Source organism: Schaedlerella arabinosiphila (assembly GCF_003885045.1).
GTDB lineage: Bacteria > Bacillota > Clostridia > Lachnospirales > Lachnospiraceae > Schaedlerella > Schaedlerella arabinosiphila.
The window spans coordinates 341376-355830 of the sequence record NZ_RHJS01000002.1 but is presented as its reverse complement, the minus strand read 5'-3'; the positions used below and the strand labels follow the sequence as shown (position 1 = coordinate 355830).

Here is a 14455-nt window from a genome sequence, read left to right as displayed (position 1 = left end):
GGAGATTTCAGGGCGGGCGTTAAGCATCCGCCCCTTTGCCGGAAGGCGAACTGTGATCCAAAAGCTCCAGAAATTCCTCCTCGGATATGATGGGCACGCCCAGCTCCTTGGCCTTCTTGTTCTTGGAGGAGGCCGACTGCACGTCGTTGTTGATCAGGTAGTTCGTTTTGGAGGTCACAGAGCCTGTCACCTTTCCGCCCCGGCTCTCGATCAGCTCCTTCATTTCCCCCCGGTTTGCAAAGTGCTGTACGCTTCCCGTAATCACAAAGTTCACCCCGGCAAATACCGCGCTGTCTGCCGAAATCTCCTCCCTGGGAATCCGCACCTCGTCCAGCAGCTTCCGATAAAGCTCCCGGTGCTTTTCCTGGGCAAAATAATCCACATACGTCCTGGCGATCACCCCGCCTACGCCCGGGATCTCGTCCAGCTCTTCCTCCGAAACGTCGGGAATCCGTGCCGGGTCGTTATCCAGCGCCCGGCAGATGACCTTGGCGTTGGCCAGGCCGATATTGGCGATCCCCAGGCTGTAGACCAGCCGGGGCAATGTCGTATTTCTTGCGTTTTCGATGCTGTTCTGCAGGTTCACATAGGACTTTTCCCCAAAGCCCTCCAGGTTCTTGATCTCCTCCTCATAGCGGTCCAGGTGGAATATATCCGAAAAATCTTTGATGAACCCCTGGATGATGAACTTCTCCAGTGTCGCTTCGGACATTCCCTCAATATTCATGGCATCCCGGCTCACGAACAGGGCAAATGCCTTCACCTGCTTCGCCTGGCACTCCGGATTGGTGCAGTACAAAGTCTTGGTATCATTCTCCGTGGAAATGCGGGTCGCGCCTCCGCACACCGGACAGGCCGCCGGAATCTCACAGTTCCCGCTCCGCGTTAAGTTCTCCGCGATCTGGGGAATGATCATATTCGCCTTATAGACCTGGATGGAATCCCCGATCCCCAGCTCCAGTTCCTCCATAATACTCAGATTGTGGACGCTGGCCCTGCTCACCGTGGTGCCTTCAAGCTCCACCGGCTCAAACACCGCCACCGGATTGATCAGCCCGGTTCGGGAGGGGCTCCACTCAATCTCCCGCAATGTGGTTTCCCGGATCTCATCCGCCCACTTGAACGCAAAAGAATCCCTGGGAAACTTTGCCGTTGCCCCCAGCGACTGCCCGTAGGCGATGTCATCATAGACCAAAACCAGGCCGTCCGACGGAAAATCATTGCTTTCGATCCGCCCCGAAAACCACTCCACCTCTTCCTGGATGGTCTCAGAGGTCACCAGATGGTGCTCCACCACCTCAAACCCCTGGGATGCCAGCCATTCCATCTGCCGAAGCCTGGAATTTTCAAAATCCACGCCCTCTGCACGCACCAGTGAAAACGCGAAAAAACGGACGTTCCGCCTTGCCGTCACCTCGTTGCTCAACTGGCGGACGGACCCGCTGCACAGATTTCTTGGGTTCTTATACCGGGCGTCTGCATCCTCAATCTCTTCATTGATCCGCTGAAAGTCCGTGTACCCGATGACGGCTTCCCCCCGCAAAACCAGCTCCCCCCGGAAGGAAATGTGCAAAGGCAGGTTTTTAAACACCTTCGCGTTGTTGGTGATGACCTCCCCCACCTCCCCGTTGCCCCGGGTGACCGCTTTTTGCAGGCTCCCGTCCCGGTAGGTGAGCACGATGGTGAGCCCGTCCAGCTTCCAGGAGAGCACTGCCTTCTGATCCCCCAGAAATTCCTGCAGCCTGGGCACCTCCTTGGTCTTGTCCAGAGACAGCATGGGGCGCTCATGCCGCTCCTTGGGCAGTTCGCTGAGCACCTCGTAGCCCACGTGGATCGTCGGGCTGGAGGCAAGCGTTGTTCCCAACTCCTGCTCCAGCCCGGCCAGTTCGTCATACAGACGGTCATATTCCAGATTGCTCATGATCTCCCGGTCTTCCTGCTCGTACGCACGCCGGGCACGGTTCAAAAGCTCTGTAAGTTCCTGCATCCGCTGTCTTTTCTTATCCATAACATCCCGCTCCTGTTCCGATTTATTTTCGATTCTGCCGGCCGGTTTTCCCACGGCTTTGCTCCCATTCGCTCCGCGGCCGCAAAAAAAACATGCCCGGCTTTACTTCCTGCCGTACTTTTTTAAGTCTCCCGCTCCGGGACATTGGAGGAATCCCGAATCCGTTCGTACAGTTCATCCAGTTCCCCGTCGCTTACCCTGCGGTACTCCCCTTCCTTTAGGTTTCCCAATTCGATGTTTACGATTCTCGTGCGCACCAGATCCTTCACCTGATAGCCCAGAGCCTCGCACATCCGCCGAATCTGCCGGTTCATCCCCTGGGTCAGGATAATGGAAAACGTATATTTTCCGATCTTCTGCACCCGGCAGGGCCTGGTCACCGTATCCAGGATCGGCACGCCCCCTGCCATCTGCTCCAGAAAGTCCTCCGTCACGGCCCGATCCACCGTCACTTTATATTCCTTCTCATGCCGGTTCACGGCCCGCATGATCTTATTGATGATGTCCCCGTTGTTGGTCATCAGAAGAAGGCCCCGGGAATCCTTGTCCAGCCTTCCCACGTAGGTGATGCGCACCGGATAATCCAGGAAACGGATGATACTGCTGCGCTCCCTCCTCTCCTCGGTGCAGACAATGCCCGCCGGCTTGTTGACCGCCAGCACGACCATCTCCTCCTGCCGGGAAACGGCTTTTTTCCCGACGCATACCTTCTGCCCGGGATAGACCTTCATTCCGGTTTCCCCCGGGCGGCCGTCCACCGTGACCCTGCCGGAGGCAATGAGCCGGTCCGCCTCTCTTCTGGAGCACACGCCGGCCTCGCTGAGGTATTTGTTCAGCCGGACAGGCTCCTTCTTCTGCTGATATTCCTTTTGGATCTGATTGCCCATCTTCCTCTCACTCCCCGCTGAGCACGCCTTTAAGATTGTTGTCCTGGAAAAAGGTATTGCCGCTGTAGAGAAACATCACATCGGTAATCCGGTAAGTGTCCATGATCTCTTCGATCGTTCCGCTGTAATATCTGGGGTCCACCAGCACGATCTCCCGGAAATAGGGTGTCAGAAACGGCACAAAGCTGTTGGCATAGGAGTCCTTCACAAGCAGCAGCCTCCGCTGGCTCTCCGACACGGTCTTGATGTCCACCACGGAAGTATTTTCCCCCAGGAAGACCGCATACTGATCCCGCGTTTTCAGCTTCGACGAATCATACAGCGAAGCGGTCTTGCGCTGCTCATCCACATAGTTTACCACCACATCGTTGTCCGTATCCCTGGGAACATAAATATAGATCTCTTCCTTCACATTCAGCCTGCATCCGCTTTTCGCGGCCAGCATCCCGTTAAAGGTGGTGGACACCGGATAGGAGACAAAACTGCTGGACACGTCCGTCTTGATCTTCATCTGCTCCGCCACCTGGCTGAATGTATAGAAGGCCCCCAGGCTGGTCCAGTGGTGGTCTGTCTTATAGTAGATCTTTTCCCCCGCGTGCTTTTTCAGCGCGGCGGAGGCATCCAGCCACTCCACGTCCTCCCCCAGCTCACGCTTCACCTGGGCGAACATCCGGCTCTGGTCGGATACCGTTGCAAAGGCCGGAAGGCGTTCGCTTAGAATGCATGCCGCATTGGGCACCAGCAGCATATACATCTGGACGTCCCGGCTCCGGTTCTCAAACTGCCGGATCGCTTCCAGATTTTCCATCAGCGTTTCCTGATCCGGCACCGCGATCTCCTCCATCAGATAATCGTCCTTTCCGATCAGTACGTCGCCTTCCTTCCTGCTTCCTCCAATGCCGCTCAAGCTCACTTTTATGCTCCGCCAAATATTCCTCCCCGGAAACTGATCCGACAGGTAGGATTCGTATTTTGTCATAAAATCCCCGGATACGATGCTGCTCCAGGTCACTTTCGGCATACGGGCAAGCATCCGGTTCTCCTCCTCGGACATCTCCTTGTCCGATATGATCAGGTTCAGCAGGAAAAAGACAATCATGCAGAGGATGAATACTTTTCCTACCGTCCCTTCAATTCTTCTCAATCTTCTATGATTCCGCATATTTTCCATTCCTTCCTAAAAACGGAAATATAAAAACGGGTTAAAGGTTTCCGTCACCAGAAATGCCACGCTTACCAGGAACATCCCCATATATACCACGCAGGACATGATCCTCTGGGTCCGTCCTTTTTTGTAGGATTCCGTAAAGGCGCACAAAAGGGACCATCCCCTGGAGGAGGAGCCGAGAATGCACAGCACAAACAAAAGCCAGTGGGTCGTCAGGAGAAATACAGCCTGCCGGTCCGCCAGTGCGCTGGCGCCCATGCCGAACATCATTCCGATGTGATCCAGCGCGGCTCCAAGACTGGGGCTGAAGAAAAATACCCACCCCACCATCACCAGGACAAATGCATAAATATGCTGGACGAATCCCGGAAGCCGTTCCATCAGCGTACCCCAGACAAATTTTTCCAAGATAAGCAGAGCGCCGTAGTACAAGCCCCACAGCAGAAAGTTCCACTCCGCCCCGTGCCACAATCCGGTCAGAGCCCAGACAAGGATCAGGTTCAGCATATTGCGCTGCCCGCTGCAGCGGTTTCCACCCAGCGGAATGTACACATACTCCCGGAACCAGGTGCTTAAGGATATGTGCCATCTGCGCCAGAACTCCGTGATACTTTTGGACACATACGGATAATGGAAGTTCCTGCGAAATTCAAATCCGAACATTTTTCCAAGGCCCACCGCCATATCCGAATATCCGCTGAAGTCAAAATAAATCTGGAAGGCGTAGGCAATGCATCCGACCCAGGCTGTCAGCACGGAAACCGTCCCTACCGGAAGCCGGGTCACCTCCTCATAGACAGATCCGATGGAATTGGCGATGACCACTTTTTTCGCCAGCCCCCGGATAAAGAACATGGCGCCCCGCCCAAATTTTACAATGCCGAAGCTGCGCTGCATCAACTGCTCCTCAATATCGATATACCGGACGATGGGTCCCGCGATGAGCTGGGGAAACATACATATATATAAGGAAAAGTGAATCAGCTTCTTCTGCGCCCTGACTTCCCCCCGGTACACATCTATGATGTAGGACAGCGCCTGGAATGTGTAAAAAGAGATCCCGATGGGCAGGGGGAGCACCCTGTAAGGAATATCCACGGGAAACACCCCGTTCACAGTCTCCATCACAAGGCCGTAATATTTAAAAAACGCCAGCACCGCCACATTGGCCAAAACCCCAAAAACCAGGCTCCGTCTGGCAAACTGCGGGTTTTCCCGTTTTCCGTCGATATCCAGCCCGCAGTAATAATTCATGAGGATCGACAGCAGCATCAGGATGATATAGACCGGTTCTCCCCAGGCATAAAAAAACAGACTGGCCGCCAGCATCACCAGATTCCTCATCTGCGGGGCTGCCAGATAATAAACTGCCAGTGTAACAGGCAGAAACATAAACAAAAACGTTATACTACTAAACAGCATTCAAATATCCTCTTCCCAGCCCGGTCTACAGGCCCTTTGTAAATGCGGCGGCATAGGCTTCCGCTTCCGGTGAAACGGCCATAAAGACAAACTTCCCCCTCACCTGGGTCTGCGCCTGCTTGATTAGCTGCGCCTGCTCCGGCGCATATCCCTCAAAGGTATTCTTCCGGCTTTCCAAACGCTCCTCCACGGCATCCCGGACCTCCTGCACCTGCTGCTCTGTTTTGACCTCGATCAGCAGCACTTCCTGGGCCGAAATGCTGAACTCGGCGGAATAAAACAGGACGCCCTCGTAGTCCGCGCTGTTCAGCCCATAATACCGCTTCAAAGCCTGCGCATCCTGTTTGACAAGGTTTTCCTTATCTATGAGCGTCTCCACGGATGCGGCCACTTCCTCAAAAGGCTTCGTGCTCCCGCTGGTATAGATCAGCAGCAGCGCGATATACACTAGAATCAGAAATGCCGCTCCCCACTTCATGACCCCTGCTTTGCTGAATGAAGGGGTTTCCCTGGGAGCGTTCTCATACTCCCCGTAGTCCCCGCCGTAGTTCTCTTCATAACCTTCCTCATAATAGCCGTTTTCGTATTCTTCTCCATAATACGCTTCCTGTCTCTCTGTCATAATGAAGCCACCTCCGCCATCCGCTTTGCCCATATCGGGTAAAAATCCGGTTTAAAATGGACTCCGTCCTCTTCATAGTACTGCTCAGAGACCAGCTCCGTATTGTCTACATACGCGATCTGCTGTTTATCGCACATCTCCCGCAGAACCTTGTTGTACTCGTCAAGCTGCTGAAATGCCGGCTCCCGTTCCCGTTCCTGTCTGGACACCGGGAAAATGGAGTTGACAAAGATCTTTGTATTGGGCACCTCTTTCTGAAGCTCCTTGATCACGGATTTGTAATTCTCGATGAAGAGATCCGTATCTCCCTGGGTGGAAAGGATATCGTTCATCCCATAGGATAAAAATACCACCTGCGGATTGATCTCTTTCAGCTTTTTGATCTGTTCTCCCAGCCCATCAAGCCCGGCTCCGATCTCCGCCACAACGCTGGACGCGTTCAATATGTCGTACTCCGAAAATCCGGCCGTAATCGAATCCCCCATCACGACCGCACTGGTAAATATCTCTTTGATGCTGCGGGTGTCTTCCGCCTCCTCTTCCTTTTTCTCCTGTTCCTCCAGATTCTGTATCTTCGTCTCGATTGCGGTGACTTTCGCTGCTTCCGCATGTTCTATGATCTGCAGCCCCTCCGAGGTATCCACCTTTTTCCTGGTCAGATCCCCCACCGCCTCAACCGCTATAATGATCACAATAAGCGCGGCCGCGAAAGCCGTGCCCGCAATGACCATGATTCTTTTACTTTTATTATCCAATGTTCTTTCTCGTACCTCTCTCATTTGTGTTTGACGGGGCTTTTTTGCATACGGCATACAGCGCCGCGTAGGCCCCAGGAGGGGCATTTTTGCAGGCCCCCCTTCAGAGTATAAGTAATATAATACGTTTTTTCCTATGAAAAGTCAACGTCTCTGGTTCACTACATAAGATTTTTGTGATAGAATAGAGATGTCCCGGATCTTTGCCATGCGCCGTACTGCACGGCCCCAGGCCAGTAAAACCACAGGATTCCCAATGATTGGAGGGCACGAATTATGATCGCGCTGAAGTTAAAAAATACCAAAAATTTCATGACCCAGCTTCTGCTGTCAGACACCTTTGACAATTTTTTATTTATAGAAGGGGAGGTTGTGACATTCAATACATTCACCATAGACGGTTTCATACAGAAAGACTTTTATGAGGACTCTCCGGAAGGCGATTATGCCTCCTGGAAGCAATTGCGTGAATTGTGTTTTTCCATAATCAAGGGGAAGCGGACTCCTTTGAGCTTCCGCTTTGTTTTCAGCCTGTCCCCGGAAAATACCGCCCGGCTGATCGAGCAGAAAAGCCTGGATTTTCATGTATCCGACGTTCAGGGGCTGTATCTCAACATCCGGTTTGACGGCGCCGGCCTTCAATGCGTCACCGGAACCTCCCTGAAAGCCTTTTCCATGGACAAATCCCTGGAACGGGAATGGGATGCCATGGTCCCCAGATTCTTTGATCAGAAAGGACTTGCCTTTGACCTGGCAGAATAAACTGCCAGGCTCCCGTTAAAAATATTTGTTTTTTAATTTTGTCGTATAGACCATATACCATACGAGCATGCCCAGGAAGATCACCAGGCCCGCAGAATCCACGGCCTGAATGGGCTTCACGTAGCAGTGGATCATATCGATTACCCCGTAGGCCGTCGTCACGATCCCGAATACCAGCACCGCCGGCAGCGCCTTTTTCACAAATTCCTCTTTATTCTTGCACATATGCTCCGAATACTTCTTTCCAAGGAGCAGGGTCTCATTGATATGCCCGTCCATTTTCATCCGGATATACGCATAGAGCCCGTAGATCCCGCAGCCAAACGCCATAATACTGACAAAGCCAAAAACACTTTCATCCATCGTCTTTTGATTCCTTCCTGAATATAATCTCTTTTCAGTTTGCTGCCGTGAACACCGCAGTTGTGAACAACAGCTTCAGTTTACCAGAAGCCCCAAAAAAATGCAATCGGCGTTTACTTTTTTCCCCGGACGTATTATGATAGGTAAAAGCGTAAAAGCTCCTGCCGCCGGGCGGATCTGTCCATCCAGCGCATTGCTTTGTAAAAAAAACATCTTAATAAGGAGGACATCCATGGAAATCGAACGCAAATATCTCATCGAACGGTCAAAGATCCCCTTTGATCCGACGGACTATCCCTGCCGCCGGATTGAACAGGGCTACCTCTGCACCGAACCTGTCGTGCGGATTCGGCGCGACAATGACGACTATTACCTCACTTACAAGTCCAAGGGCCTTATGGTCCGGGAAGAATACAACCTTCCACTGACCCCTGAGGCATACTCCCACATGATCGGAAAGGTGGACGGGCATCTCATCACCAAGAACCGGTATGTCATCCCCCTGGAAAACGGTCTCCATATCGAACTGGACTTTTTCTCCGGATTTCTGGAGGGGACGATCTTTGCCGAAGTGGAATTTCCGGATGAGGATTCCGCCAACGCGTTCCAGCCTCCAAGCTGGTTCGGAGAAGACGTCACCTGTTCCGCCCGGTACCAGAACAGTACGCTGAGCAAGCTTTAAGTCTAGTCAGACACCCTTTTTTAATCTGCGCTCACACGCAACCCTTTGTTTACATGCCGAATATTTTCTTTGTTCTGTTGCATAATAACCCGTATTATGGATATAACTGCTATAATCAAAATGCAAATTACATTTTTTGACATTTGTTTTAGTAATTCCGGGATTATTTCCCCCATATGCGGAGGTGCACCGTGGCTAATTTACAGCTTGCGTATAATTTAAGAAGATATCGGGAAGCGTACGACTTTACCCAGCAGGCGCTGGCCGACAGAATCAGCATCTCCCGTCAGGCATACTCCAATTACGAGACCGGAAAGAGAGATCCGGACCTGGATCTTCTGACCCGGCTCTGCGAGGTCTATTCCATCACGCTGGACCAACTGGTACGGCAGCCGTTTTCCCCGGATGAGTACCGGGAAGCGCAGTCGCCTTACCATATATGCTACAGGCGCAATTCCGAGGATATTCTTTATCTGACGGATGAGGAGATCCAATTCGTACTGGAATACCGCTGCGCCGAGTGGGAACGCCAGCATCTGATCGCGTATGTACTGAACCAGATGAACCAGCAGGGCAGGTGACTTGATCACCTGCTTTTTTATTCTATAGAATACTTCTCCGAATTTTCCTGAATCCGCGTCGTCGGCGGGTTTTTCGTATACCTGTTCTGAAAGTACAATCTTTTTCCATATAAAACCATATATTTCTGTGAGGAATTGAAAAATTTTGGAGAATTGTTATTGATTTTATCGCTTGAATATGTATAATATGTTATTGAACGAATGTCCACTTTGCAGGCGAAAGGTTGCGATCTCCTGTATATGCAGACAAATATTGAAGAAGAGAGGTTAAATTAAGATGGCAGAACTCAATTTAAGTAAGTATGGTATTACCGGAACTACAGAAATTGTACACAATCCTTCTTATGAGATGTTATTTGAAGAGGAAACAAGACCTGATCTGGAAGGTTTTGAAAAAGGCCAGGTAAGTGAACTTGGTGCAGTCAATGTAATGACAGGTATCTATACAGGCCGTTCACCCAAAGATAAGTTTATCGTAATGGATGAAAATTCAAAAGATACTGTATGGTGGACTTCTGACGAATACAAAAATGACAACCATCCGGCTTCTGAAGAGACATGGGCCGTTGTTAAGGATCTTGCTCTGAAAGAGCTTTCCAATAAGAGACTTTTTGTAATTGACGCTTTCTGCGGTACAAATGCGGATACCCGCATGGCGATCCGTTTTATCATGGAAGTGGCATGGCAGGCACATTTCGTAAAGAATATGTTCATCCAGCCTACCGACGAAGAGCTTGCGAACTTTGAGCCTGATTTCGTTGTTTACAACGCTTCCAAGGCGAAAGTAGAGAACTACAAGGAGCTGGGCCTGAACTCTGAGACTGCGGCAATGTTCAACATCACAAGCCGCGAGCAGGTAATCCTCAATACATGGTACGGCGGAGAGATGAAGAAGGGTATGTTCTCCATGATGAACTACTATCTGCCGCTCAAGGGCATCGCTTCCATGCACTGCTCCGCAAATACAGATATGAACGGCGAGAATACCGCTATCTTCTTCGGCCTTTCCGGAACCGGCAAGACAACGCTTTCCACAGACCCGAAGCGTCTCCTCATCGGTGATGACGAGCACGGCTGGGATGACAACGGTGTCTTCAACTTCGAAGGCGGCTGCTATGCGAAGGTCATCAACCTGGACAAAGAATCTGAGCCGGATATCTACAATGCGATCAAGCGCAACGCCCTGCTTGAGAACGTTACTCTGGATGAGAACGGCAAGATTGATTTTGACGATAAGAGCGTGACAGAGAATACACGTGTATCCTATCCGATCGACCACATTGAAAAGATCGTGCGCCCGGTATCCGCGGCTCCTGCAGCGAAGGAAGTGATCTTCCTGTCCGCAGACGCGTTCGGCGTACTTCCTCCGGTATCCATCCTGACTCCGGAACAGACACAGTACTACTTCCTGTCAGGCTTTACCGCAAAGCTTGCCGGAACAGAGCGCGGTATCACAGAGCCTACACCGACCTTCTCCGCATGCTTCGGACAGGCCTTCCTGGAACTGCATCCGACCAAGTACGGCGAAGAGCTGGTGAAGAGAATGGAAGCAAACGGCGCAAAGGCATATCTGGTAAATACCGGATGGAACGGAACAGGCAAGCGTATCACCATTAAGGATACCCGCGGTATCATCGATGCGATCTTAAACGGCGATATCCTGAAAGCACCGACCAAGAAGATCCCGTACTTCAACTTTGAAGTTCCGACAGAGCTTCCGGGCGTAGATTCCGGCATCCTTGATCCCCGTGATACTTACGGCGATGCTGCTGAGTGGGAGACCAAGGCAAAGGATCTGGCGCAGAGATTCATCAAGAACTTTACAAAATATGAGGGCAATGACGCAGGCAAGGCTTTGGTTTCTGCTGGTCCTCAGTTATAAATATCAATCTGAGATTGATCGGATCCAGACTACAGGAAACAGGGGCAAAAAGCTCCTGTTTCTTTCTTAAGAGCTGTCCGGAAAGCATCCGCAGGATTTTTCTGGACAGTTCCTTACTGCAGGTCAGGAGGAATTGATATCAATGAAAACAAAAGCATTCAAAGCCGCCCTGCCTTATACGCTCCCCATCTGTATCGGCTTTCTTTTTTTGGGCATGTCCTATGGATTTCTCATGAGGAGCAAAGGTTTTTCCTTTGTCTATCCCATGTTCATGAGCCTGTTCATCTTTGCCGGTTCTATGGAATTTGTCACCGTGGAGCTGCTGCTGTCCGCCTTTCATCCGCTGCATGCCTTTTTCCTGGCGCTGATGGTCAATGCGAGGCACCTGTTCTACGGGATCTCCATGCTGGAAAAGTACAAGAATACGGGTTGGAAAAAGCCCTATCTGATCTATGGGATGTGCGACGAGTCCTTTACCATCAACTGCACCGTAGCGCCGCCCCCGGATGTAGACAGGGGATGGTTCATGTTCTTTGTAACACTGCTGAATCAGATTTACTGGGTCACGGGCGCGACCGCGGGAGCCCTTTTGGGATATGTCATACATTTTGATACGACAGGCATCGAGTTCGTCATGACGGCACTGTTTGTCGTCATGTTCATCAACCAGTGGGAGGAATCCAGGGACCACCGCCCGGCCCTCACCGGCCTGGGCTGTTCACTGCTCTGCCTGCTGGTATTCGGGAACCAGGGTTTTATACTGCCTGCCATGGCCCTGATCATCCTGTGTTTTTCTATCGGCAGAAAATACGGCAGGAAGGAGGAAGAGCCATGACAGCCGCACAGAGTATTCTCACGATTGCTGCCGTCGTACTGGGAACCATGGCGACGCGCTTTCTTCCTTTTTTCATATTTCCGGAAGGAAAGGAGCCGCCGCGCTATATTACCTATCTCGGAACGGTCCTGCCCTATGCGGTCATCGGGCTGCTGGTGGTGTACTGCTTAAAGGACGCGTTTTCCGACGGACATTTTGCCCTGCCCGAGCTGACCGCCATCCTTTTTATCGTTGTTCTGCATAAGTGGAAAAAGAATACCCTGCTGAGTATTGGATGTGGGACGGTTTTGTATATGTTTCTGGTACAGACATTTTTTTGATAAAGTAAGTAGGAGGTTTTCAAAATGGAAAAGAAACTATCAAGAGAAGACGCATGGAAACTGCTGACGGACTACACGAAGTCCCCGGCTCTTCAGCAGCACGCTCTGGCTGTAGAAGCTGTCATGAGCCACTTCGGACGCCTCAGCGGAGAAGATGAGGAAGTCTGGGGTGTGGCCGGACTGCTGCACGACCTGGATTATGAACAGTTCCCGGAGGAGCATTGCAAAAAGGCAGAAGAGATCATGCGGAAAGAAGGGATTGATGAGGTCTACATCCGCGCCATGAGCTGCCACGGATACGGACTCTGCACGGATACCAAGCCGGAAAGCCAGATGGAAAAGGTACTGTATACGATCGATGAGCTGACCGGCCTGATCAATGCGGCGTGCCTGATGCGTCCTTCTAAGAGTGTGTTGGATCTGGAGGTGAAATCCGTAAAGAAAAAGTTCAAAGACAAGCGCTTCGCCGCAGGAGTAGACCGCGAAGTGATCCGCAAAGGTTCTGAAATGCTGGGGATGGAACTGGACGAGGTGATCCGGGAGACCATTGAGGGGATGAAAGAAAAGGCGGAGGAGATCGGGTTGAAAGGGAATCTGTAGAACTGTTGAGAAAGTGGTAATTCTAGCCATATGATACTGAGCGGCAGATCTGTCTGGCGCTCAGTATCGCGCTTCACGTCTTAGGTACTCCCGGATCATATTAAAAAATACTCAGCTGCGGATTCCGAAAAGATCTCACTTTCCTGTCTGTTACCCGTTCCTCCGGTTCAATCCTTCCGCAGAGCAGCGGCGAATCTACATCATAGCATGCTATACACTTCCGCACCTGTTCCTCATGATAATTCGCATAACAATACCTACACCCATTTCTACAGGTATTGTAGGCTCCCACATCAATACTTTCGCAGCAGCCGCAGGCTTCTCTCTGGTTTTTGTCTTTTTCTACGCTCAGTGAACATCCCACAATCTTCTCGATCCGCTTTTTATCAATACAGCTCCCGTGCCGGATTCCCACATCCTGCAGATTGATCTGCTCTGCACAGGTTTCAATCACCAGCCCGCAGCTTTTTGCAATCTGTGCCATTCCTTCCGCGATTTCCCTCATTTCTTCCCTGCTCAGGCTCTTTATATACAGATCTTTTGTATTGCGCAGCGTCTTCGCATAAAAATCAACAAAACTGATGACCACCTTTTCCGTATAACCTTTGAGACAGCCGGCAATCTCCTCAAAGGCTTTCAAGTGATATTCTATCGTATACCTGCCATTTACCAGAATCGGATCGTACCGCCAGACGACCCTCTCCTTCCCCACTTTTTCAGATAATTTCTGAAATGTACCGATAACCTCTTTCCTTTTATCCGGAAGTCCCGGTTCGATATCCCTTCCATACCCTGTCAGCGTAAATTGAAAATAGAAGGGATATTCCCTCAGCTCATCCAGCCTTTCCAGCATCGGCGCCGGATTCTTGCTCCAGAATATGATGCAGTCCACCACTTCGGGAGACAGACCGATCCTGCTCACCTGACGGGGATTCATCGGGTTTCTGACATACAAAAATCCTTCCCGGATACGCTGAAAAAACCACTCCGCATAAAAGGCCGGAATATCTGTTCTTCTGCTGACGCTCAGTATCATAATACTTGAGCATCACAAAAATCTTTGATCTTCTTCATAGCAGAGATACCTGGTTTTCTTTTTCCACTTTCCCAACGGTTGATTGATGAAAAAGAAACTCCAAGTTCTCTACCAAAAGTCTTCTGTGAAAGAAAACATTTCTGACGAATTTTCTTTATTTCTTCTGAATAAGCCATGCTTTCCACCTCCTCATTTGTCTATCTTAATAGTATAGCATTTGTTTATAAATTTTACAAATTAAAATGAGGCTCTCCGAAAATGCTGTCAGTACCATCGGCGTGTGGACCGCACGAAATCTTCTACCTCAAAGAGTTCTGTTCCTATCTTACTTTAAAGATATCGGAATCATTCTCTTTTGATGTCACCAAACGTAATACTGTTTTAAATACTTCCTGCTCAGACTGTATCTCCTTTAGTATGAGAGCAATATTCAGCTTTTAAGTATCAGCAATATAATCAGGATTTTTTACAATCTCTCCGCCCCTCTGCCGGCTTTGGCCGGCAGAGACAAATAGTTTATTCGTTAATGGAA

At 50.6% G+C, this 14455-nt stretch carries 16 protein-coding genes; 7 read left to right on the top strand and 9 right to left on the bottom strand.

The genetic code is table 11. The annotated features are described in order from the left end of the window. Positions 1-19: 19 nt before the first annotated feature. The 6 genes from ligA to EBB54_RS02255 form a co-directional block, all read right to left on the bottom strand. A complete protein-coding gene (ligA, locus tag EBB54_RS02280; protein WP_125126175.1) occupies positions 20-2008 on the bottom strand; it encodes an NAD-dependent DNA ligase LigA in 1989 nt (662 codons plus the stop codon). A 122-nt stretch (positions 2009-2130) separates the two neighbouring features. Further along, positions 2131-2895, bottom strand: a complete 765-nt coding sequence (locus tag EBB54_RS02275) for a pseudouridine synthase (protein ID WP_125126174.1) — start codon at positions 2893-2895, stop codon at positions 2131-2133. Positions 2896-2902: 7 nt separating this feature from the next. Next, on the bottom strand, positions 2903-4057 hold the full coding sequence (locus EBB54_RS02270; RefSeq protein ID WP_125126173.1) for a DHHW family protein: 1155 nt from the start codon (positions 4055-4057) through the stop codon (positions 2903-2905). A 15-nt stretch (positions 4058-4072) separates the two neighbouring features. Beyond that, positions 4073-5485, bottom strand: a complete 1413-nt coding sequence (locus tag EBB54_RS02265; RefSeq protein ID WP_125126172.1) for an MBOAT family O-acyltransferase — start codon at positions 5483-5485, stop codon at positions 4073-4075. A gap of 25 nt (positions 5486-5510) precedes the next feature. Then, positions 5511-6107: a DUF4358 domain-containing protein gene (locus EBB54_RS02260; RefSeq protein ID WP_193554333.1), complete on the bottom strand. Its 597-nt coding sequence runs from the start codon at positions 6105-6107 to the stop codon at positions 5511-5513. Beyond that, entirely contained in the window at positions 6104-6886 is a 783-nt protein-coding gene (locus EBB54_RS02255; RefSeq protein ID WP_243127480.1) for an SGNH/GDSL hydrolase family protein, read from the bottom strand. Before EBB54_RS02255 ends, EBB54_RS02260 begins: the two co-directional genes overlap by 4 nt. A 252-nt stretch (positions 6887-7138) precedes the next feature. On the opposite strand from EBB54_RS02255, the gene EBB54_RS02250 reads away from it, so the two are divergent. Beyond that, positions 7139-7624: a DUF5721 family protein gene (locus tag EBB54_RS02250; protein WP_125126170.1), complete on the top strand. Its 486-nt coding sequence runs from the start codon at positions 7139-7141 to the stop codon at positions 7622-7624. 15 nt (positions 7625-7639) lie between these two features. Here EBB54_RS02250 and EBB54_RS02245 read toward each other — a convergent pair whose 3' ends face one another. Continuing rightward, a complete protein-coding gene (locus EBB54_RS02245) occupies positions 7640-7987 on the bottom strand; it encodes a hypothetical protein (protein WP_125126169.1) in 348 nt (115 codons plus the stop codon). A gap of 232 nt (positions 7988-8219) precedes the next feature. Between EBB54_RS02245 and EBB54_RS02240 the strand changes: the two genes are divergently transcribed. The 6 genes from EBB54_RS02240 to EBB54_RS02215 all read left to right on the top strand — a co-directional run bounded on the left by EBB54_RS02240 (position 8220) and on the right by EBB54_RS02215 (position 12887). Beyond that, the gene (locus EBB54_RS02240; protein ID WP_004082826.1) at positions 8220-8669 is read left to right on the top strand and encodes a CYTH domain-containing protein; all 450 of its coding nucleotides are present in this window, start codon (positions 8220-8222) and stop codon (positions 8667-8669) included. 191 nt (positions 8670-8860) lie between these two features. Beyond that, a complete protein-coding gene (locus tag EBB54_RS02235) occupies positions 8861-9250 on the top strand; it encodes a helix-turn-helix transcriptional regulator (protein ID WP_125126168.1) in 390 nt (129 codons plus the stop codon). A gap of 277 nt (positions 9251-9527) precedes the next feature. Next, positions 9528-11132: a phosphoenolpyruvate carboxykinase (ATP) gene (gene pckA, locus EBB54_RS02230; protein ID WP_004082830.1), complete on the top strand. Its 1605-nt coding sequence runs from the start codon at positions 9528-9530 to the stop codon at positions 11130-11132. A gap of 142 nt (positions 11133-11274) precedes the next feature. Further along, a complete protein-coding gene (locus tag EBB54_RS02225; RefSeq protein WP_125126167.1) occupies positions 11275-11967 on the top strand; it encodes an AzlC family ABC transporter permease in 693 nt (230 codons plus the stop codon). Then, the gene (locus EBB54_RS02220; RefSeq protein ID WP_125126166.1) at positions 11964-12287 is read left to right on the top strand and encodes a branched-chain amino acid transporter permease; all 324 of its coding nucleotides are present in this window, start codon (positions 11964-11966) and stop codon (positions 12285-12287) included. Before EBB54_RS02225 ends, EBB54_RS02220 begins: the two co-directional genes overlap by 4 nt. A 24-nt stretch (positions 12288-12311) precedes the next feature. Further along, entirely contained in the window at positions 12312-12887 is a 576-nt protein-coding gene (locus tag EBB54_RS02215; RefSeq protein ID WP_125126165.1) for an HDIG domain-containing metalloprotein, read from the top strand. Positions 12888-12987: 100 nt separating this feature from the next. Here the strand turns inward: EBB54_RS02215 and EBB54_RS02210 are convergent, their stop codons facing one another. Continuing rightward, entirely contained in the window at positions 12988-13923 is a 936-nt protein-coding gene (locus tag EBB54_RS02210) for a DUF1848 domain-containing protein (protein WP_125126164.1), read from the bottom strand. Then, complete coding sequence (locus EBB54_RS02205) at positions 13920-14099, bottom strand: helix-turn-helix domain-containing protein (RefSeq protein WP_125126163.1); 180 nt, start codon at positions 14097-14099, stop codon at positions 13920-13922. The genes EBB54_RS02210 and EBB54_RS02205 overlap by 4 nt, the downstream gene beginning before the upstream one ends. Positions 14100-14455 lie beyond the last annotated feature (356 nt).

Excerpts from the sequence above, each read along its gene's own strand:
- ligA (WP_125126175.1), bottom strand. The coding sequence starts at position 2,008 with ATGGATAAGAAAAGACAGCGGATGCAGGAACTTACAGAGCTTTTGAAC.
- EBB54_RS02275 (WP_125126174.1), bottom strand. The coding sequence starts at position 2,895 with ATGGGCAATCAGATCCAAAAGGAATATCAGCAGAAGAAGGAGCCTGTC.
- EBB54_RS02270 (WP_125126173.1), bottom strand. The coding sequence starts at position 4,057 with ATGCGGAATCATAGAAGATTGAGAAGAATTGAAGGGACGGTAGGAAAA.
- EBB54_RS02265 (WP_125126172.1), bottom strand. The coding sequence starts at position 5,485 with ATGCTGTTTAGTAGTATAACGTTTTTGTTTATGTTTCTGCCTGTTACA.
- EBB54_RS02260 (WP_193554333.1), bottom strand. The coding sequence starts at position 6,107 with ATGACAGAGAGACAGGAAGCGTATTATGGAGAAGAATACGAAAACGGC.
- EBB54_RS02255 (WP_243127480.1), bottom strand. The coding sequence starts at position 6,886 with ATGAGAGAGGTACGAGAAAGAACATTGGATAATAAAAGTAAAAGAATC.
- EBB54_RS02250 (WP_125126170.1), top strand. The coding sequence starts at position 7,139 with ATGATCGCGCTGAAGTTAAAAAATACCAAAAATTTCATGACCCAGCTT.
- EBB54_RS02245 (WP_125126169.1), bottom strand. The coding sequence starts at position 7,987 with ATGGATGAAAGTGTTTTTGGCTTTGTCAGTATTATGGCGTTTGGCTGC.
- EBB54_RS02240 (WP_004082826.1), top strand. The coding sequence starts at position 8,220 with ATGGAAATCGAACGCAAATATCTCATCGAACGGTCAAAGATCCCCTTT.
- pckA (WP_004082830.1), top strand. The coding sequence starts at position 9,528 with ATGGCAGAACTCAATTTAAGTAAGTATGGTATTACCGGAACTACAGAA.
- EBB54_RS02225 (WP_125126167.1), top strand. The coding sequence starts at position 11,275 with ATGAAAACAAAAGCATTCAAAGCCGCCCTGCCTTATACGCTCCCCATC.
- EBB54_RS02220 (WP_125126166.1), top strand. The coding sequence starts at position 11,964 with ATGACAGCCGCACAGAGTATTCTCACGATTGCTGCCGTCGTACTGGGA.
- EBB54_RS02215 (WP_125126165.1), top strand. The coding sequence starts at position 12,312 with ATGGAAAAGAAACTATCAAGAGAAGACGCATGGAAACTGCTGACGGAC.
- EBB54_RS02210 (WP_125126164.1), bottom strand. The coding sequence starts at position 13,923 with ATGATACTGAGCGTCAGCAGAAGAACAGATATTCCGGCCTTTTATGCG.
- EBB54_RS02205 (WP_125126163.1), bottom strand. The coding sequence starts at position 14,099 with ATGGCTTATTCAGAAGAAATAAAGAAAATTCGTCAGAAATGTTTTCTT.